At 32.7% G+C, this 19,120-nt stretch carries 16 protein-coding genes; all 16 read right to left on the minus strand.

The window, feature by feature from the left end; genetic code table 11:
* A partial coding sequence (locus tag AMN84_RS04760; protein ID WP_179850711.1) for a F0F1 ATP synthase subunit gamma occupies positions 1-552 on the minus strand: 552 nt, incomplete at its 3' end.
* A 2-nt stretch (positions 553-554) separates the two neighbouring features.
* Positions 555-2,090: a F0F1 ATP synthase subunit alpha gene (gene atpA / locus AMN84_RS04765; protein WP_075483888.1), complete on the minus strand. Its 1,536-nt coding sequence runs from the start codon at positions 2,088-2,090 to the stop codon at positions 555-557.
* Entirely contained in the window at positions 2,090-2,638 is a 549-nt protein-coding gene (gene atpH / locus AMN84_RS04770) for an ATP synthase F1 subunit delta (RefSeq protein ID WP_075483889.1), read from the minus strand. Before atpH ends, atpA begins: the two co-directional genes overlap by 1 nt.
* A gap of 99 nt (positions 2,639-2,737) precedes the next feature.
* Positions 2,738-4,693: a replication restart helicase PriA gene (priA, locus tag AMN84_RS04775; RefSeq protein WP_075483890.1), complete on the minus strand. Its 1,956-nt coding sequence runs from the start codon at positions 4,691-4,693 to the stop codon at positions 2,738-2,740.
* Positions 4,694-4,711: 18 nt separating this feature from the next.
* Positions 4,712-6,112, minus strand: a complete 1,401-nt coding sequence (lpdA, locus tag AMN84_RS04780) for a dihydrolipoyl dehydrogenase (protein ID WP_075483891.1) — start codon at positions 6,110-6,112, stop codon at positions 4,712-4,714.
* A 3-nt stretch (positions 6,113-6,115) separates the two neighbouring features.
* Positions 6,116-7,438 carry a 2-oxoglutarate dehydrogenase complex dihydrolipoyllysine-residue succinyltransferase gene (gene odhB, locus AMN84_RS04785; protein WP_075483893.1) on the minus strand — a complete coding sequence of 441 codons (1,323 nt, stop codon included), beginning with the start codon at positions 7,436-7,438 and terminating at the stop codon, positions 6,116-6,118.
* Complete coding sequence (locus AMN84_RS04790) at positions 7,438-10,296, minus strand: 2-oxoglutarate dehydrogenase E1 component (protein ID WP_075483895.1); 2,859 nt, start codon at positions 10,294-10,296, stop codon at positions 7,438-7,440. Before AMN84_RS04790 ends, odhB begins: the two co-directional genes overlap by 1 nt.
* A gap of 31 nt (positions 10,297-10,327) precedes the next feature.
* Positions 10,328-11,203, minus strand: coding sequence for a succinate--CoA ligase subunit alpha (sucD, locus tag AMN84_RS04795; protein WP_075483897.1), 876 nt, complete (start codon positions 11,201-11,203; stop codon positions 10,328-10,330).
* Position 11,204: 1 nt separating this feature from the next.
* Complete coding sequence (sucC, locus tag AMN84_RS04800) at positions 11,205-12,365, minus strand: ADP-forming succinate--CoA ligase subunit beta (protein ID WP_075483899.1); 1,161 nt, start codon at positions 12,363-12,365, stop codon at positions 11,205-11,207.
* Positions 12,365-13,327: a malate dehydrogenase gene (mdh, locus tag AMN84_RS04805; protein ID WP_075483901.1), complete on the minus strand. Its 963-nt coding sequence runs from the start codon at positions 13,325-13,327 to the stop codon at positions 12,365-12,367. The genes sucC and mdh overlap by 1 nt, the downstream gene beginning before the upstream one ends.
* 13 nt (positions 13,328-13,340) lie before the next feature.
* Entirely contained in the window at positions 13,341-14,834 is a 1,494-nt protein-coding gene (locus AMN84_RS04810; protein ID WP_075483903.1) for a CoA-acylating methylmalonate-semialdehyde dehydrogenase, read from the minus strand.
* Positions 14,835-14,858: 24 nt separating this feature from the next.
* The gene (locus AMN84_RS04815; RefSeq protein WP_075483905.1) at positions 14,859-15,629 is read right to left on the minus strand and encodes a succinate dehydrogenase iron-sulfur subunit; all 771 of its coding nucleotides are present in this window, start codon (positions 15,627-15,629) and stop codon (positions 14,859-14,861) included.
* Entirely contained in the window at positions 15,629-17,404 is a 1,776-nt protein-coding gene (gene sdhA / locus AMN84_RS04820) for a succinate dehydrogenase flavoprotein subunit (protein ID WP_075483907.1), read from the minus strand. Before sdhA ends, AMN84_RS04815 begins: the two co-directional genes overlap by 1 nt.
* Positions 17,405-17,407: 3 nt before the next feature.
* A complete protein-coding gene (sdhD, locus tag AMN84_RS04825) occupies positions 17,408-17,731 on the minus strand; it encodes a succinate dehydrogenase, hydrophobic membrane anchor protein (protein ID WP_075483909.1) in 324 nt (107 codons plus the stop codon).
* The gene (sdhC, locus tag AMN84_RS04830) at positions 17,728-18,114 is read right to left on the minus strand and encodes a succinate dehydrogenase, cytochrome b556 subunit (RefSeq protein ID WP_075483911.1); all 387 of its coding nucleotides are present in this window, start codon (positions 18,112-18,114) and stop codon (positions 17,728-17,730) included. The genes sdhD and sdhC overlap by 4 nt, the downstream gene beginning before the upstream one ends.
* A gap of 2 nt (positions 18,115-18,116) precedes the next feature.
* Positions 18,117-19,109 carry an aspartate-semialdehyde dehydrogenase gene (locus AMN84_RS04835; RefSeq protein WP_075483913.1) on the minus strand — a complete coding sequence of 331 codons (993 nt, stop codon included), beginning with the start codon at positions 19,107-19,109 and terminating at the stop codon, positions 18,117-18,119.
* Positions 19,110-19,120: the final 11 nt, after the last annotated feature.

Genomic DNA, 19,120 nt, shown 5'->3' on the forward strand with positions numbered 1-19,120 from the left:
AATGACATTTTTAAATTTATTAAAGAAGATTGTACAAACATCGAATTCTCCTTTCTCAAATTTCTCAATTATCATTTTTCCTACCTTATCAGCATCAAAGTAATTTACATTTTTAGATTCTTTGAAAGAAATATTCTCAATAATATGCTCTTTATAAGCTCTTTTCAGTTGGTCAAATCCTTTTGATCCAACAGTCACTATCTTAAGCTCCTTCCCGCTATCTAATATTTTTTTGAAATAAGACTTGGCTTTTTTGGTGATATTTGAGTTAAAACCTCCACATAAACCTCTGTCAGAGGTCATTACCACGCAGAGATGCACATTATCTTTACCTGAACCAGCTAAAAGCTTTGGTGCATTTTCTTTATCATTAATATTCTTAGACAAATTTAAGATTATATTATGCATCTTATCAGAATAAGGTCTTCCTTTTTCAGCACTTTCCTGAGCTTTTCTAAGCTTTGCAGCTGCAACCATTTTCATTGCTTTTGTAATTTTTTGTGTAGATTTTACACTTGTTATTCTTTTTTTTAAATCGTCTAAACTAGCCATAATTATTTATCAAAATTTTTCTTTAAATCCAAAATAATGCTTGTTAATTTTTTCTCATTTTCTTCTTCAAGTTTTCCTGATGAAATTATTGAATTTATCAAATCTGGTTGCTCAGATTTACATTTCTCAATTATATCTTTCTCAAATTTTGATATATCTTTTTGTTGAATATCATCTAAGTGACCTTTTACACCACAAAAGACGGAAATGACTTGCTCAGCTACTGTCATTGGAGAATATTGTTTTTGTTTCAATAATTCAGTTAATTTTGCTCCTCTATTTAAAAGTTTTTGAGTTGATGCATCTAAGTCAGATCCAAACTGTGCAAAAGCTGCCATCTCTCTATATTGAGCAAGTTCAAGTTTCATAGATCCAGAAACTTTTTTCATAGCTTTTGTTTGAGCAGAAGATCCTACCCTTGAAACTGATAAGCCAACATTAATTGCGGGTCTTATTCCTTGATTGAATAGTTCTGTCTCTAAAAATATTTGTCCATCAGTAATTGAGATTACATTAGTAGGTATGTAAGCTGATACGTCTCCTGCTTGAGTTTCAATGATTGGTAACGCAGTTAATGATCCTCCGCCATGTTCGTCACCTAATTTTGCTGCTCTTTCAAGTAATCGACTATGTAAATAAAAAACGTCTCCTGGATACGCCTCTCTTCCTGGAGGACGTCTTAAAAGAAGTGACATTTGTCTGTAGGCTACTGCTTGTTTTGAAAGATCGTCATAAATAATTAAAGCGTGCATTCCATTGTCTCTAAAATATTCACCCATAGCACATCCAGTGTATGGAGCTAAAAATTGTAATGGAGCTGCGTCTGAAGCTGTTGCCGCAACAATTGTTGTATATTCCATAGCTCCAGCCTCTTCTAAAGTTTTCTCTATCTGTCTAACAGTCGACCGTTTTTGACCTATTGCAACATAAATACAATAAAGTTTTTGTTTTTCATCACCTGACTCGTTTATCTTTTTTTGATTAATTATCGCATCAATAGCAACAGCAGTTTTTCCTGTTTGACGATCTCCAATAATTAATTCTCTCTGACCTCTACCTATTGGAACCAAACTATCAATTGATTTTAACCCTGTTTGCATTGGTTCGCTGACAGATTTTCTTGGAATAATTCCTGGTGCTTTCACCTCGACTCTACTTCGTTTAATACTTTTGTCTAAAGCTCCTTTACCGTCTATTGGGTTTCCTAATCCATCAACAACTCTTCCAAGTAATTCTTTCCCAACTGGTGTGTCAACAATCGCTCCAGTTCTTTTGACTGTATCACCTTCTTTTACTGCTCTATCATCACCAAAAATAACTACTCCAACGTTATCGCTTTCTAAGTTTAACGCCATACCTTTAGAACCATCAGCAAATTCTACCATTTCACCGGCTTGAACATTGTCGAGTCCGTAAATTCTTGCTATTCCGTCTCCTACAGATAAAACTTGGCCAATTTCCGTTACTTCAGATTTATCTCCGAATTTTTTAATTTGTTCTTTTAATATTTTTGTTACTTCTGATGGGTTAATATCCATTATACTTCCTTCATTGAGTTTTTCATTTTCATTAATTTATTCTTTAAAGAGTTATCGATCATAATGCTTCCAATTTTTATTTTTACTCCAGCAAGCAATGATTCATCGACCTTATAACTTAAGTTAATTTTTGAATTAAAGTCTTTTGTCATTTCCTCTTTAATTTTTTCTATCTGAGAATTGTCTAATTTTTTTGAAGATACAAGTTCAGCTCTAACTTCTCCTCTTTGAATTGAACAATAAGTGATAAAATCGTTTAAAATATTTTTTAAAAAAAATATTCTTCTTTTATGAATAAGAAATTTAATGAACTTAATAAACAAGCTGTTCAATTTTACTTTTTCAAAAATTGCACTAAAGATCTCAAGCTGCTTATCTTGTTTGAATGTAGGATCTTTTATAAAAGTTGAGAAATCCTGAGAGTCTTTTATTACGCTGTATAAGGACTTTGCCTGAACCTCAATTTCATCTAACACACTATTCTCTTTCGCAAGCTCAAACAAAGACTGAGAATAACTGTTTATTGCTTTAGTATGGGGATTAGACAAGTTAGATCCTTTGTATTAGCTGATAAATTTTCAGATTAATTAACATATAGGCAAGTAACGATCAAGTAAGAGCTTTAAAAAAAGTCACAAAAATAACAGTTAATTGAAATTTATTGGATCAACATCAACTGAAAGTTTTATTCCTTTTGGTATATTAAATCTTTTAAGAGCCATTTTTAAGTTTTTCTGGGCCGAAATATTCTTTGCAGATCTTAATAAAATCCTATTCCTGTAATTCCCTCTTACTTTATAAATCGGAGCGTTTACTGGTCCAAGAATTTTGACTTTAAGGTTTTTTTTTAAAAATTCTGACAATTCAAATGATGCCTGGTCGGATTTTTTGCTATTTTGAGCACTAACTATTATTGATATAAATCTCTCAAAAGGAGGTAATAAATTCTTTTCCCTCAGAATTAATTCTTTATCCAAAAAAATATAAGGATCAGGATTTACGATTTGTGATATGTAATCTGAGTTTAAATTCATTGTTTGAAAATAAACAGTCGAAGGCTTTCCTTCTCGACCGGCTCTGCCTGATAGTTGGTGATAAAGCTGTACAGTTTTTTCAGCACTTCTTAAATCGTAACCTCTAGAAGAATAATCAATATCCAATACAATAATACAGTTCAGATTAGGAAAATGAAAACCTTTTGAAATCAGTTGAGTACCAATTAAAATATTAATCTTATTATCTATTATCTCTTGGATTTTAGAAGATGAGTCCTTTTTATTCATGGTGTCACTTGAGAAAATTAGAGTGTTTTTATCAGGAAAAATCTTTTTTATTTCCTCAAGTATTTTTTCAACACCTGGACCACTGAAGCTAAAATCACATTTAGATTCCTTTGAAGAGCAGTCTCGTTCCATTTCTGTGGAATAACCACAATAATGACATAAAACTTTATTTCTTATCTTATGATAAACAAGATTAATTGAACAAAAAGGACAGTCAAAAGTTTTCAAACAATTTTTACATAATACAAATGGCGAGTAACCTCTTCTATTTACAAAAAATAAAACCTGATTATTCCTAGATAAATTATCTTTTACTTTTTCAATTAGTTCCTCTGAAATAAATGTTCCTTTTTTTTCACTTTTTTTTATTTTTATAATTTCATAATCTGGCAACTTTGCATCTCTAAATCGCTCAGTTAACCTAGATGAATGAAACTTTTTTCCTTTAATATTTTTATAAGTTTCGATAGATGGAACAGCAGATATCAAATTGATAGGTATATTTTCAAATGATGCTCTGGATATTGCCATATCTCTAGCATGATAGTTTACACCCTCATCTTGTTTGTAGGATTGGTCGTGTTCTTCATCTATTGTAATAAGACCTAACTTTTTAAAAGGTAAAAATAAAGCCGACCTAGCGCCTATGACCACTTTAATCTTTCCTGATTTCAAACCGCTCCAAATTATCTTTTTATTTTTCTTTGTAACTGATGAATGCCAAATAGCTGGTTTAAAACCGAAAAAAGAAATAAAATTTTTTTCAAATTCTTTTGTGAGGCCAATTTCAGGAAGTAAAATCAAAGATTGATATCCTTCATTTAGTTTTTTTTTAATTGCATTAAAATAAACTATTGTTTTTCCTGAACCAGTAGTCCCTTGTAATACATGAACTCTAAAATTTTTATCCCCCTTTTCTATTTCTAATAAACTTTTTTTTTGCTGAATATTAAGACTATAATCTTTAGTTGGGTGTTTTTTATTAAACTGGTCGTAAGTGTTTGCTTTATAATCTTCTTCTAAAGAATTATTTACTAAATGAAGTTTTAACGCCATACCCTTTGGAACAATATTATAATCAGAAAACCAATTTAAAAATTTTATTGTTTTATTTTCTAAAGGATCTTTTGTAAATTTTTTAATAATATCTTTGATCTTAAATTTTTTTTTAGGCCCTTCCTCAAAATCATCCCAGATAATACCTATCATTTTTTTTTTACCAAAAGGTACTTCTACATAATCGCCAATTTTAAGTTTTTCTTTTGAAGTGTATGTAAATGGGTGATCAAAAATGTTTGGTAATAGTACTGGTACTTTCATTTTGTAATGAAAAAAATTTTAAGAGTGTATTTGTCTTTTTTCAACAGATAAAGCCGCCTCTTTTATTGCCTCAGAAAATGTTGGATGAGCATGGCACGTTCTTGCGATATCCTCAGAGCTTGCTCCAAACTCCATTGCAACTGCCATTTCTGCGATCATTTCTCCTACATGAGGACCTATCATGTGTACTCCTAAAACTTTATCAGTATCTTTATCGGCTAAAATTTTTACGAATCCTTCAGGCTCATCAATTGCTTTAGCTCTTGAGTTAGCCATAAAGGGAAACTTTCCAATTTTATAAGACTTATTCTTTTCTTTTAGTTGCTCCTCAGTTAAGCCTATACTTGCTACCTCAGGAGTAGTGTAAATTACTCCTGGAATTAAGTCGTAGTTTACATGGCCAGATTGGCCTGCAATTATTTCTGCAACTGCGATCCCTTCCTCTTCAGCTTTGTGAGCTAACATTGGGCCATCAATTACATCTCCAATAGCGTAAATATTTTTTGCTGAAGTTTGAAATTTTTTGTCAATTTTAATCCTTCCTTTTTCATCTGATTTTACTCCTGCAGAACTCAAATTCAAATTAGATGTGAACGGTTTTCTTCCAATTGAAATTAGAGCTACATCACAATTAAAATCTTTACTATCTCCGTTCTTATCTGATGTTGAAATTTGTACACCATTGTTAGTTTTTTTAATGCTAGTTACTTTTCTATTTAAGTGAAACTTAATATTTTGTTTCTTCAATATTTTCATAAACTCTTCTGAAATCTCTCTATCCATTCCGGGTGTAATATGATCTAAAAATTCGATTACATTTACTTCGGCCCCTAGTCTAGACCAGACAGAGCCCATTTCTAAACCTATATAACCCCCACCAACGACAACTAGACTTTTTGGAACTTCTTTTAAAGATAGGGCACCTGTCGAAGAGACAATTATTTTTTCATCAAATTCTACGTTAGGCATAGGCATTGCCTCAGATCCAGTCGCAATAATAATGTTTTTTGCTTCAATCTCTTTTTTTTTACCATCTTCGCCTTTTATTGAAATTTTCTTGTCAGAAATAAAACTGCCGAAACCTTTTAAGTAAGTTACCTTGTTTTTTTTAAATAAAAATTCAACACCCTTGGTCAAGATTGAAACTGCTTTTTCCTTGTTTTTCATCATCTTATCTAAATTAAGTTTTACGTCTCCTGTTTCGATTCCAAGTTTAGAAAAATTTTTAGCCTTTTTAAAATTCTCAGATAAATTTAATAAGCTTTTTGAAGGTATACATCCAATGTTTAAACAAGTTCCACCTAGAGCACCTCTAGCTTCTATACAAGCAGTTTTTTGACCTAACTGAGCTAACCTTATAGCACAAACATATCCACCAGGTCCGCCACCAATAACTACTGAGTCAAATTTTTCTGTCATAAACTATAAATTTAAAAATAATCTTCTTGGATCTTCCAAGTTATCTTTTGTATTTTTTAAAAAAGATACTGCCTCTTTCCCATCAATTATTCTATGATCGTATGATAAAGCTATATACATTATTGGTCTTATTTTAATTTCACCATTTACCACATGCGGCCTTTCTACAATATTATGCATTCCTAAAACTCCGGATTGAGGTAAATTTAAAATAGGTGTTGATAACATTGACCCATAGACACCGCCGTTGCTGATAGTAAATGTCCCGCCTTGAAGATCATCAATTGTAATCTTTCCATCTCTTGCTTTATCAGACAATTCTTTAATTTTCTTTTCTATATCTGCGAAAGACATTTCATCTGCATTTTTTAAAACTGGAACCACAAGACCTTTTTCGGTGCCTACTGCAAAACTTATGTTATAGTAGTTCTTATAAATTATGTTCTCTCCCTCGATTTCAGCATTAATTGCTGGAAAGAGTTTTAGACTTTCAATGCAAGCTTTTACGAAAAATGACATGAATCCTAGTTTAATCCCAAACCTATCTTGAAAATCATTTTGATTTTCTTTTCTCATCTCAATTATACCACTCATATCAACTTCATTAAAAGTTGTAAGCATTGCAGCATTATCTTGGGCTTGTTTAAGTCTTTTAGCAATTGTTAGCCTTAGCCTTGTCATCTTTATTTTTTCTTCTTGTCCAAATTTTATCTTTCGCTCAGAAGGGGCAGGCTTGACATTCATTAAGCTTAATAAATCACCTTTAGAAATTCTTCCACCTTTGCCCGTTCCTTGAATTTTTTTTAGATCAATTTTATTATCTGCAGCAATCTTTCTTACAGCTGGGGAAATTGATAAATCTATTGTTTTTTTTGATTTCTCTTTTTTTGATGATACTTCTTCAGTAAGAACTAATGGTTCTTCCTTTTTTGTATCATCTTCGGACTCTGAAATTTCTTCCTCTTTATCAAATAGTTTTGTTTCAACTTCTTTTGATTCTGCTTCTTTTTTTAAACTAACAACATTATCCTGGTTTTTAATTGGTTCATCCTTTTTTAGTTTATCTTCACTAACCTCTCTTTGAGAACTTCCACCAATTATTGATCCAAGAACAGCACCCACTTCAACAGTTGATCCATTTTGTGCATTTATTTCGCTTAGTACTCCATCTGATGGAGATGGAACTTCTAAATTTACTTTATCAGTCTCAAGTTCTACGACAGGTTCGTCAGCCTCAACACTATCACCTTTATTTTTTAACCATTTGGCTACTGTCGCCTCTGTAATACTCTCGCCTAAAACTGGGACTACAATTTTGTCTGACATTATTCTAAAATCTTATCTATAATTTCTTTTTGTTGTTTTGCATGTCTTTTCGCATATCCTGTAGCTGGTGAAGCTGAAGGATTTCTGCCAATAAACTCAATTTTCTTTTTAACCTCTAAATTATCTAAAGTCCATTGAATATAATCCCTTACAGAAAACCAAGCACCCATATTTTTTGGTTCTTCTTGGCACCAAATAAATTTTGCATTTTCTACATATGGTTTAATAATACTTGCTAAAGATCTTACTGGAAATGGATAAAGTTGCTCTATTCTTATTAAAACAACATCATCGACTTTTGCTTTCTCTCTGGCATCTAAAAGATCAAAATATATTTTTCCAGAACAAATAACTACTTTGCGTATTTTTTTTGGTTTTTTGAGTTCAATTAATTTATTTTTTTTATTTAAAGCATGGTCTTCTAAAACTCTGTGAAATGAGTTGTTCTTTCCGAAATCCTCAATGTTAGAAACACAATATTTATTTCTCAATAAAGATTTAGGTGTCATAATTACAAGAGGCTTTCTGAATTCTCGATGAATTTGTCTTCTAAGCGCATGAAAATAATTAGCAGGTGTTGTGCAGTTTAATACTTGTAAATTTTCTTGTGCACAAAGTTGTAAAAATCTCTCGAGTCTTGCGGATGAGTGTTCAGGTCCTTGTCCTTCATAACCATGAGGAAGTAAAAGAACTAAGCCTGAAGCTCTAAACCACTTTCTTTCTCCAGATGCTATAAATTGATCAATTACAACTTGAGCTCCGTTTGCAAAATCACCGAATTGAGCTTCCCATACTGTTAAAGTTTCTGGTTCTACTAGACTGTAACCATATTCGAATCCAAGTACTGCAAGCTCAGATAAGAAACTATCTACTACCTCAAATTTTTTCTGTTTAGAAGATACATGATCTAATGGTACATACCTTGAATTGTCTTCTTGATTTCTCAAAACCGAATGTCTTTGGCTAAAAGTACCACGGCCACTATCTTGACCCACTAATCTTACAGGATATCCTTCCTGAAGTAATGAAGCAAATGCAAGTGTTTCTGCATTAGCCCAATCTATATTTTTCTCTTCTTGAACACATTTATTTCTATTTATAAATATTTTCTGAATGGTTTTATGAATATTTAGCTCTGGACCAAGAAAGTTAATTTTCTCTGAAAGTTTCTTTAATTTAGGTATATCAACCCCAGTTTGTCCTCTTTTATCTTTACCTTTTTTTGGCTGATATCTTGACCAGGTTCCCTCGAACCAATTTAATTTTGGCTTATAGTCATTTGCATTTTTAAATTGGTCATCTAAAAGATTTTTAAAATCATTTATCTTATTTTTAAATTTTTCCTCAGATAAACTATTTTCCTCAATAAGTTTTTTTCCATAAATGTTTAAAGTTGATGGGTGAGACCTTATTTTCTTATACATTAAAGGTTGAGTAAATGATGGTTCATCTCCCTCATTATGACCAAATCTTCTATAACAAATCATATCGATAACTACGTCTTTGTTAAATTTTTGTCTAAACTCAATAGCAATTTTCGCACAATGAACAACCGCCTCAGGATCATCACCATTGCAATGTAGAATAGGTGCCTCAACAATTTTTCCTAAATCAGATGGATAAGGACTTGATCTTGCAAATCTTGGGCTTGTTGTAAATCCAATTTGGTTATTAACAATTATATGGATCGTTCCACCTGTATTATGACCTTTTAGTCCTGACATAGCAAAACACTCTGCAACAACACCTTGACCAGCAAACGCAGCATCTCCATGAATGAGTAAAGGTATTACTTTTTTTCTCTCTTTATCATTATGAAAATATTGTTTTGCTCTTGTTTGACCTAGAACAACAGGGTTAACTGCCTCCAAATGAGATGGATTATCTGTAAGGCTAACATGAACTGAATTGCCATCAAAAGTTCTATCTGAAGAGGCGCCTAAATGATATTTTACATCGCCAGTAGAATCTTCGCTGGATGATGCAAATTCACCTGCAAATTCGTTAAAAATTCTTTTGTAAGATTTTTGGAGGACATTCGCTAAAACGTTTAATCTTCCCCTGTGAGACATTCCAATTTTAATTTCTTTAACCCCTAATTGACCCCCTCTTTTAATTATTTGCTCTAAAGCAGGTATTAAAGATTCTGCGCCATCAAGACCAAATCTCTTTGTGCCAACATATTTTTTCGCTAAAAATTTTTCAAAACCCTCTGCCTGAATAATTTTATTCAAAATCGCGTCCTTACCTTTTTTAGTAAAATTAATTTGATTTTCGTCTTTTTCCATTCTTTCCCTAAACCAAACTTTCTCAGTCGGGTTCGTAATGTGCATATATTCTGCACCTATTGAAGAGCAATATACCTTTCTTAATTTTGCGATAATTTCATTTACCGTTGCATAGCCGACATCCATATACGAGTTAAGATATATTTTTCTGTCAAAATCTTCTGATTTAAATCCATGGTCATTTGGATGTAATTCATAAAGATAATCTCGTTTCATTAATCCAAGGGGATCAAGGTTTGCTATAAGATGGCCTCTTATTCTGTATGCTCTAATCAATGCAATTGCTTTGATTGAATCAACTTTTTCTTTTTCCGAACCACTAAGGTTTTCCTCTAATTTTCTATTCCTTTTTGGATCAATCGATATTTTTTTTGGGCCCCATGTAGGACCTGTTATCTCTTTCGTAACTGAGTTTAAATCTTCATTCAAATCACTAAAATATTTTTTCCAACTATCTGGTAATTCAGGGTCATTTTCTATAAATCTAACATACATTTCTTCTATGAATTGGCTGTTAGATTTATTAAGAAAAGACTGTTGCTTAAATTCTAAGTTTTTCGAAGAGCTCATTTAAGATTATTATAGTATTAACATTAAAATATTAAAGACCCAATTTATTTTTTAATGTAATTCCCATTTCCGCAGGAGATTTTGCAATGATAATACCTGCATCCGTCATTGTATTGATCTTATCTGAAGCTCCACCTTTACCACCAGAAATTATTGCTCCCGCGTGTCCCATTCTTCGTCCAGGGGGTGCTGTTATACCAGCAATAAATCCTACCATCGGCTTTTTGATTTTATGATTTTTAACAAATTCTGCTGCTTCTTCTTCTGCAGTTCCTCCAATTTCACCGATCATTAAAATAGACTCTGTTTCCGGGTCATTTAAAAATAAGTCTAAACAATCAATAAAATTAGTTCCATTAATTGGATCACCACCAATCCCGATACACGTTGACTGTCCCAATCCATTTTCAGTTGTTTGTGCAACAGCTTCATAGGTTAAAGTCCCTGATCTTGAGACTATCCCAACAGATCCCTTCTTATGAATATTGCCTGGCATAATACCAATCTTACATTCACCTGGTGTAATAATTCCTGGACAATTTGGTCCAATTAATCTTGATGCTGAATTTAATAATTTTTCTTTTACTTTTAACATGTCCATAATTGGAATTCCCTCAGTTATGCAAACTATCAATTCAATTTTAGCTTCAATTGCTTCTATTATTGCCGCAGCAGCAAATTTTGCGGGCACATAAATCATTGTTGCGTTCGCATTAGTCTGTTCTTTTGCTTCTTTAACAGAATTAAAAACAGGTTTATTTAAGTGTGTTTGTCCACCCTTGCCTGGAGTTACGCCCCCAACAAGATTTGTTCCATATTTAATTGATTGTTCAGAGTGGAAGGTTCCATGAGAGCCTGTAAACCCTTGGCATATAAGTTTAGTATTTCTATTAATTAGAACTGACATTTTATTTCACTTGTTTTACAATTTTTTTTGCTGCATCTCCTAAATCACTTGCAGAGATTATCTTTAATCCAGATTCATCTAATATCTTTTTGCCTTCTTCAGAATTTGTTCCGGCGAGTCTTACCACAAGTGGTATATCTATTTTAGTTTCTTTTGCGGCCTCAACAATACCTTGTGCGAGAACATCACATCTCATTATGCCGCCAAAAATATTTATCAATATTCCTTTAACATTTTTGTCAGATAAAATTATTTTAAATGCTGCTGAAACTTTTTCTTTAGATGCGCCACCCCCTACATCTAAAAAATTTGCTGGTTCTTGACCATGTAGTTTGATTATATCCATTGTTGCCATTGCCAATCCTGCTCCGTTAACCATACATCCAATAGTTCCATCTAATTTTATATAAGCTAAATCATGTTTACTTGCCTCTATTTCTGTAGGATCCTCTTCATTCAAATCTCTTAATTCTAATAATTCTGGATGTTTAAAAATTGCGTTGTCATCAAAACTGATTTTTGCGTCAAGACAAACAATATTATTTTCTTTTGTAAGTATAAGCGGATTGATTTCAATTAAGCTAGCATCAGTTGAAATGAATGTTTTATAAATTGACTTTATAATGTTGATACATTTTAGGTTGGCGTCATCATCTAAATTAAAATTTTGAACTATTTTTTTACAATCCTCATCTTTGATATCATCCGAAAAATTAATTTTGATAGTGCTGATTTTGCTTGGATCTTTTTTTGCAACCTCCTCTATGTCCATTCCGCCCTGATCGCTTGAGATAAAAGCTATTTTCGAACTTGCTCTGTCAATAAGACAGGATAAATAAAATTCTTTTTTGATATTTGACGGCTCTTCAAGATAAAGTCTTTTAACTTCCTTGCCATTAGGTCCTGTCTGATGAGTAACTAATTTTTTTCCTAATAAATCCTTTGCAGCTTTTTCGAGGTCAACTAAATTATCTAATATTTTAACTCCTCCAGCCTTACCTCTCCCACCAGCGTGGATTTGTGCTTTAAGAACATATTTTTTAAGATTGAGTTTTTTTGCTTTTTCTAAAACTTCTTGTACAGTAAAACAAGCTTCTCCGTTAGGAACTATGGCACCAAATTTTTTTAAAAGTTGTTTAGCCTGGTGTTCGTGAATATTCATTACTTTTTCAAGCTAGGGTCAATTTTTAGTGCTGCCTCCCAAAGCTTATTCACAGCATTGACAGAATTAACAAATTCTGTTTTTTCTTTTTCATCAAGTTCAATTTCAACTATTTTTTCTACTCCATTTTTTCCTATAACGACTGGAACACCTGCATAAATTCCTTTAAAACCATATTGACCCTCTAAGTGCGCGGCGCAAGGTAGTTGCAGTTTCTTATCACCCAAGAATGCTTCAGCCATTTGTACTCCTGAAGCAGCTGGTGCATAATATGCGGAGCCTTTTTCTAAAAATTTTACAATTTCAGCTCCACCATCTCTTGTTCTTTGATTAATGCTTTCAAGTTTTTCTTTTGAAATAACACCTGAATTGACAAGATCTAATAAAGGTTTTCCAGATACTTTAGTGAATCTTGGCATAGGCACCATCGTATCTCCATGGCCCCCCATGACCATTGCATCTATCTCTTTTACTGGAACCTTTAGTTCCTCTGATAAAAAAAGTTTAAATCTCGAACTATCTAATATTCCCGCCATACCAACGACCTTTTTGGCTGCAAGCTGAGAATATTTTTGGAAAGCCATTACCATAACATCGAGAGGATTTGTTATACAAATTATAAAAGCGTCTGGAGAATTTTTTTTAATTCCCTCTGCAACTTGTTTAATTATTTTAAGATTGATACCTAGCAAATCGTCTCTACTCATGCCGGGTTTTCTAGGAACCCCAGCTGTTATAATTATGACATCAGAATTTTTAATATCTTCGTATTTATCCGTCCCTGAAAATTTTACATTGAAACCATCAACTGAGGATGATTGCGCAATATCAAGAGCTTTTCCTTTAGCAATACCACTAGCTACATCAAAAAGAACTACTTCATTCACTAATTCTTTAACCCCTATCAAGTGAGCTAAAGTTCCACCAATTTGTCCTGCTCCAATCAAACTTATTTTTTTCATATTTTCCTTTATGTTATTTCATTGTTGGCATTACGAACTCAGGATCTGAACCAATCCCTGACGGCCAACGTGATGTGATAGTTTTTAGTTTAGTGTAAAACTTTACACCTTCAGGTCCATGCATATGCAAGTCCCCAAACAAAGATCTTTTCCATCCTCCAAAACTGTGAAATGCAACAGGGACAGGAATAGGTATATTTATACCTACCATCCCAACTTTAATTTTATTTGCAAAAGTTCTTCCAACATCTCCATCTCTGGTGTAGACGCTTGTCCCATTACCAAATTCATGATCATTTATTAGTTTGATCGCATCATTAAAGTCTTTAACTCTTACAACAGAAAGTACAGGGCCAAAAATTTCTTCATTATAAATTCTCATATTTTTTGTAACATTATCAAACAAACAACCACCAATGAAAAAACCATTCTCATATCCTTGAAGTTTGATATTCCGTCCGTCTACAACTAATTTTGCACCCTCTTTTACTCCTAAATCAACGTAACCTTTTACTTTTTCCAAATGCTCTTTTGTAACTAAAGGTCCCATTTCAGAATTTTTATCTAGACCCGGACCAACCTTTAAAGCTTCAACCTTTTTAGATAATTTTTCTACAAGTTTGTCCCCAATCCCTCCTACTGCTACCGCAACAGATTGTGCCATACATCTTTCTCCTGCAGAACCGTAAGCTGCTCCCATAAGACCATTGACCGCTTGGTCCATATCGCAATCTGGCATTACTACACAATGATTTTTTGCTCCGCCCAATGCTTGTACTCTTTTTTCATTTTTCGCAGCATTTTCATAAATATATTTTGCTATTGGTGTTGAACCTACAAAACTTACAGCTTTTATATCTTTATTTGTTAATATTGAATCAACTACTTCTTTATCACCATTTACTACATTTAAAACCCCATCGGGTAATCCAGCTTCTGAAAATAGTTGAGCAAGACGAATTGAGCATGAAGGATCTTTTTCAGAGGGTTTTAAAATAAAAGTATTTCCGCAGGCAATTGCCATTGGAAACATCCACATAGGAACCATTGCAGGAAAATTAAACGGTGTTATTCCTGCGCAAACACCTAGAGGCTGCCTCATAGACCAGCTATCTATATTTGTTCCAACATTCTCAGTAAATTCTCCCTTAAGCATTTGAGGAATACCACATGCAAACTCAACTATTTCAAGACCTCTTGTAAGAGAACCTTTTGCGTCCTCATAAACTTTTCCATGTTCTGAAACAATCAGTTTAGTCAATTCATCATAGTTTTTTTCAATTAATTCTTTGTATTTAAAAATTACCCTAGCTCTTTGAAGAGGAGTAACTTGAGACCATTTTTCGAAAGCTGTTTTTGCATTCTCTACAGCATGATCCAAATCGGATTTTGTTCCAAGTATTACTTCTGATTCTTGAGCACCTGTTGCAGGATTGAAAACTTTCCCTTTCCTTGATGAAGATCCCTTATAGATTTTACCATTTATATAATGTTGAATTAAATTCATCGGCGAAATTATTTAATTAAGTAATTAGCTAGTTGCAAGCATTTTCTTAATTGAGGCTATTGCTTTTGCTGGATTTAAACCTTTGGGGCAAGCATTAGTACAATTCATAATAGTATGACACCTATATAGCTTAAGTTCATCTGCAACTTTTTTTAATCTCTCTTTTCTGTCTTCATCTCTTGAATCAATTATCCATCTGTAAGCCTGTAAAAGAACGGCAGGGCCTAAATATTTATCGCCATTCCACCAATAACTTGGACAAGATGTTGAGCAGCATGCACACATTATACACTCGTAAAGCCCATCAAGTTTAGCTCTATCTTCTTTGGATTGAATATTCTCTTTTTCAGTTTTTGAGGTTGTTTTTAACCACGGTTCAACAGACTCATATTGTTTATATAAAGTGCTGAGGTCCCCAATTAAATCTTTTAAAACTTTTAAATGTGGTAATGGATAGATATTTATATCTCCTTTAATTTCAGCGTGTGGCTTCGTACAAGCTAACCCATTTTTTCCATCCATATTCATAGCGCATGATCCACATACTCCATGTGCACATGATCTTCTGTAAGCAATTGATGGATCTATTTCATTTTTAATTTTGTTCAACAAATCTAAAACTTTTGAAGGACAATTATCCATATCTACTTCATAAGTGTCGATCCTTGGATTTTCTCCAGTAGATGGATCCCATCTATATATATTCACTTTACGAATATTTTTTGAGCCAGTCTTGTCTTTGAAATACTTGCCTTTTTCAACTTTAGAATTTTGTGGCAAGTTTATCTGAACCATTAATAAACTCTTTCTTGTGGGGGAAAGTACTGTACATCATTTGATAGTGTAGATCTGTGGACAGGTCTGTAGTCAATCTTAGTTTTTTTTCCATCACACCAAGATAATGTATGCTGCATAAATTTTTCATCATTTCGCTTTGGAAAATCTTCTCTAGCGTGAGCTCCTCTACTTTCTTTTCTGTGATAAGCAGAGTCCATTGTAGTTATCGCTTGTCTAATCAAATTATCGAATTCTAATGTTTCTACAAGATCAGTATTAAAAATTAGAGACTTATCTTTGACAGAAAGGTCATCCATACCCTCAAAAGGTTTTCTAATTTCATTTACACCCTCTTTTAAAGTTTTTTCAGTTCTGAAAACAGCACACTTAGACTGCATTGTTTTTTGCATTGCCAATCTTAAATCTGCAGTATTATTTGTGCCAGATGCATTTCTAAGTCTATCAAATCTTTCTAAACATTTATCAGTCTCAGACTGTGAAATTTCCTCGTGGGGTGTACCTGGTTTTACCAACTCTGCTGCGCGCTTAGCTGCAGCTCTTCCAAAAACAACTAGATCAATTAAAGAGTTTGATCCGAGCCTGTTAGCTCCATGAACAGACACACAAGCTGCTTCACCAATTGCCATTAATCCTGGAACAGTTTTTTCTGATCCATTTAAAGTTAAAACTTCAGCTTTATAATTTGTGGGGATACCTCCCATATTATAATGGACAGTTGGAACTACTGGTATAGGTTCTTTTGTTACGTCTACATTCGCAAATAATCTTGAGGACTCTGATATACCTGGTAGTCTTTCTTCTATAACTTTTGGATCTAAATGGTTTAAATGTAAGTGCACGTGATCTTTTTCATTTCCAACCCCTCTACCTTCATTAATTTCAACCGCAATTGATCTACTTACAACATCTCTTGAGGCAAGATCTTTAGCTTTTGGAGCATATCTTTCCATAAATCTTTCGCCTTTGGAATTTACTAAATAACCACCTTCGCCCCTCACACCTTCTGAAATTAAAGTTCCATGACCATAAATTCCTGTTGGATGAAATTGGACGAACTCCATATCCTGTAAAGGTAAGCCAGCTCTAAGCACCATAGCATTTCCATCTCCAGTGCATGTATGAGCTGAAGTTGCTGAGTAATAAACTTTTCCGTAACCACCTGTTGCGATTATTGTTATGTGAGATCTAAATCTATGAATAGTTCCATCATTCAAATTCCAAGCAATTAATCCTTTGCACTGACCATCTTTCATTAAAAGATCCAATGCAAAATATTCAATGAAAAATTCTGTATTATGTTTTAAAGCCTGACCATATAAGGTATGCAAAATAGCATGGCCAGTTCTGTCTGCAGCAGCACAAGTTCTTTGAACAGGCTCGTTACCATAATTCTTTGTCATTCCTCCGAAAGGACGCTGATATATTTTTCCATCTTCAGTCCTGCTGAAAGGAACACCATATTTTTCTAATTCTAAAACTGCTCTTGGAGCTTCTTTACACAAATACTCGATACAATCTTGATCACCTAACCAATCTGAACCTTTAACTGTATCGTACATATGCCATCTCCAATCATCTTCACCCATATTACCTAGAGCTGCAGAGATGCCGCCTTGTGCTGCAGAAGTGTGACTTCTTGTTGGGAAAACTTTAGAAACGCATGCAGTTTTTAATCCTGCTTCGCTTAATCCAACCGCGGCTCTTAAACCAGAACCTCCTGCACCCAAAACAACTACATCGTATTCGTGGTCAATAATTTTGTAAGATTTCATAATTTATAAGTTAGATATAAGTATTATTGTAAATAATGGAATAATCAAAGATGACAAAAAAACACCAATATTTAGAAGCTTTTTAGTGCTCTCTACATGAATATAGTCCTCAAAAACTTCACTTATGCTCAAAGCTGAATAAAAAAAAATTGAGACAAGAAATAAAGAAAAAAATAATTTTGATGGTTGAGAAGATAAAAATGCTAAGACTTCATTATAACTTGAATCATGAAGTGAAACAAAATTTAGTAAAAACCAAAACATTAAAGGCACCATTATTAATGATGATACTTTCAAAAAAAGCCATTTTTTTGTTGCTTTGATCATATTGGTAGTAAACCCCTTGAAGAATAGATTAATATTGTTAATAGAAAAGAACCAAAAATAACTAAAAGCCCAGTTACTTTTGTTGTTTTCAACTCAAAACCCAAACCAATATCCCAAAACCAATGTCTTATTTCACTTAAAATTTGAAATACATAAGACCATATAAATCCAATAATAAAAAATTTTCCAAATATTGAATTTAAAAATAGTTTTAAAATTTCATAGGCGCTCTCACCAAAAAATAAACTACTTGCCCAAATACAAATAAAAATTGACAGAAAATAATTTACAATACCTGTTATTCGGTGTGAAATAGATACAAGAGATGATACGTGCCAATTATATATCTGTATATGAGGAGATAATGGATTATTTTCTTTCATAATTATCTTTTAATATATGCCTCCGCGATTTCAACGGCATTTAAAGCTGCGCCCCTTAATAAATTATCAGAAACAATCCACATATTTAAAGAATTTTTTTTACTATTATCTTTTCTAATTCTTGAAATAAATGTTTCATTTTTACCCTCTGCATCTATTGGTGTGATGTACCCACCATCAGAATTCTCATCAACCACTTTACAACCTTCTGAAGTGTTTAATAGTTCTTTTACTTTTTTTATTGTAAAATCATTTTCAAATTCAATATTTACCGACTCTGCATGGGAAACGAGCACAGGAATTCTGACACATGTTGCAGTAATATCAATTTTCGTATCCAAAATTTTATTAGTTTCTCTAATCATTTTAAGTTCTTCTTTAGTGTAACCATCGTCGGAAAAACTATCTATATGAGGTATTGCATTAAATGCAATTTGTTTTGTGAAATTTTTAACTTCAAAATTTTTTTTATTCAATATCGATTTTGTCTGATTAATCAATTCATCCATAGGTTTTTTTCCAGCTCCGGAAGTTGATTGATAAGTGGAAATCACTATTCTTTTAATTTTGAAAGCATCATTCAGTGATTTCAAAACAATGACAAGCTGCGCAGTTGAACAGTTGGGATTAGCTATTATATTTTTTTTAACATTTTTTAAATGGTCTTTATTTACCTGAGGAACTATCAAAGGTACATCAGGATCCATTCTAAAAAAGCTTGAATTATCAATTACAACTGAATGTTTGGCTGCTAAAGGAACATATTTTTCAGAAATTGTTTTTCCTGCTGAAAAAAAAGAAATATTCACTTTAGAAAAATCAAAATTTTCCAAATTTTCAACTTTAATTTCTTTATCGCCAAATTTAAGTGTAGTTCCGGCACTATTAGATGATGCTACAAAATATAGATTATCAATTGAAATTTTTTTATTATGTAAAACTTCAATAATCTTTCTACCCACATTTCCTGTGGCACCTACTATTGCAATATTCATGATGATTAACT

The organism is Candidatus Pelagibacter communis, from assembly GCF_001180105.1.
In the GTDB taxonomy this organism is placed as follows: Bacteria; Pseudomonadota; Alphaproteobacteria; order Pelagibacterales; family Pelagibacteraceae; genus Pelagibacter; species Pelagibacter ubique_K.

What these genes read in the sequence shown, in the direction of transcription:
- atpA (WP_075483888.1), bottom strand. Translation starts at nt 2,090, where the DNA reads ATGGATATTAACCCATCAGAAGTAACAAAAATATTAAAAGAACAAATT.
- priA (WP_075483890.1), bottom strand. Translation starts at nt 4,693, where the DNA reads ATGAAAGTACCAGTACTATTACCAAACATTTTTGATCACCCATTTACA.
- lpdA (WP_075483891.1), bottom strand. Translation starts at nt 6,112, where the DNA reads ATGACAGAAAAATTTGACTCAGTAGTTATTGGTGGCGGACCTGGTGGA.
- odhB (WP_075483893.1), bottom strand. Translation starts at nt 7,438, where the DNA reads ATGTCAGACAAAATTGTAGTCCCAGTTTTAGGCGAGAGTATTACAGAG.
- AMN84_RS04790 (WP_075483895.1), bottom strand. Translation starts at nt 10,296, where the DNA reads ATGAGCTCTTCGAAAAACTTAGAATTTAAGCAACAGTCTTTTCTTAAT.
- sucD (WP_075483897.1), bottom strand. Translation starts at nt 11,203, where the DNA reads ATGTCAGTTCTAATTAATAGAAATACTAAACTTATATGCCAAGGGTTT.
- sucC (WP_075483899.1), bottom strand. Translation starts at nt 12,365, where the DNA reads ATGAATATTCACGAACACCAGGCTAAACAACTTTTAAAAAAATTTGGT.
- mdh (WP_075483901.1), bottom strand. Translation starts at nt 13,327, where the DNA reads ATGAAAAAAATAAGTTTGATTGGAGCAGGACAAATTGGTGGAACTTTA.
- AMN84_RS04810 (WP_075483903.1), bottom strand. Translation starts at nt 14,834, where the DNA reads ATGAATTTAATTCAACATTATATAAATGGTAAAATCTATAAGGGATCT.
- AMN84_RS04815 (WP_075483905.1), bottom strand. Translation starts at nt 15,629, where the DNA reads ATGGTTCAGATAAACTTGCCACAAAATTCTAAAGTTGAAAAAGGCAAG.
- sdhA (WP_075483907.1), bottom strand. Translation starts at nt 17,404, where the DNA reads ATGAAATCTTACAAAATTATTGACCACGAATACGATGTAGTTGTTTTG.
- sdhD (WP_075483909.1), bottom strand. Translation starts at nt 17,731, where the DNA reads ATGATCAAAGCAACAAAAAAATGGCTTTTTTTGAAAGTATCATCATTA.
- sdhC (WP_075483911.1), bottom strand. Translation starts at nt 18,114, where the DNA reads ATGAAAGAAAATAATCCATTATCTCCTCATATACAGATATATAATTGG.
- AMN84_RS04835 (WP_075483913.1), bottom strand. Translation starts at nt 19,109, where the DNA reads ATGAATATTGCAATAGTAGGTGCCACAGGAAATGTGGGTAGAAAGATT.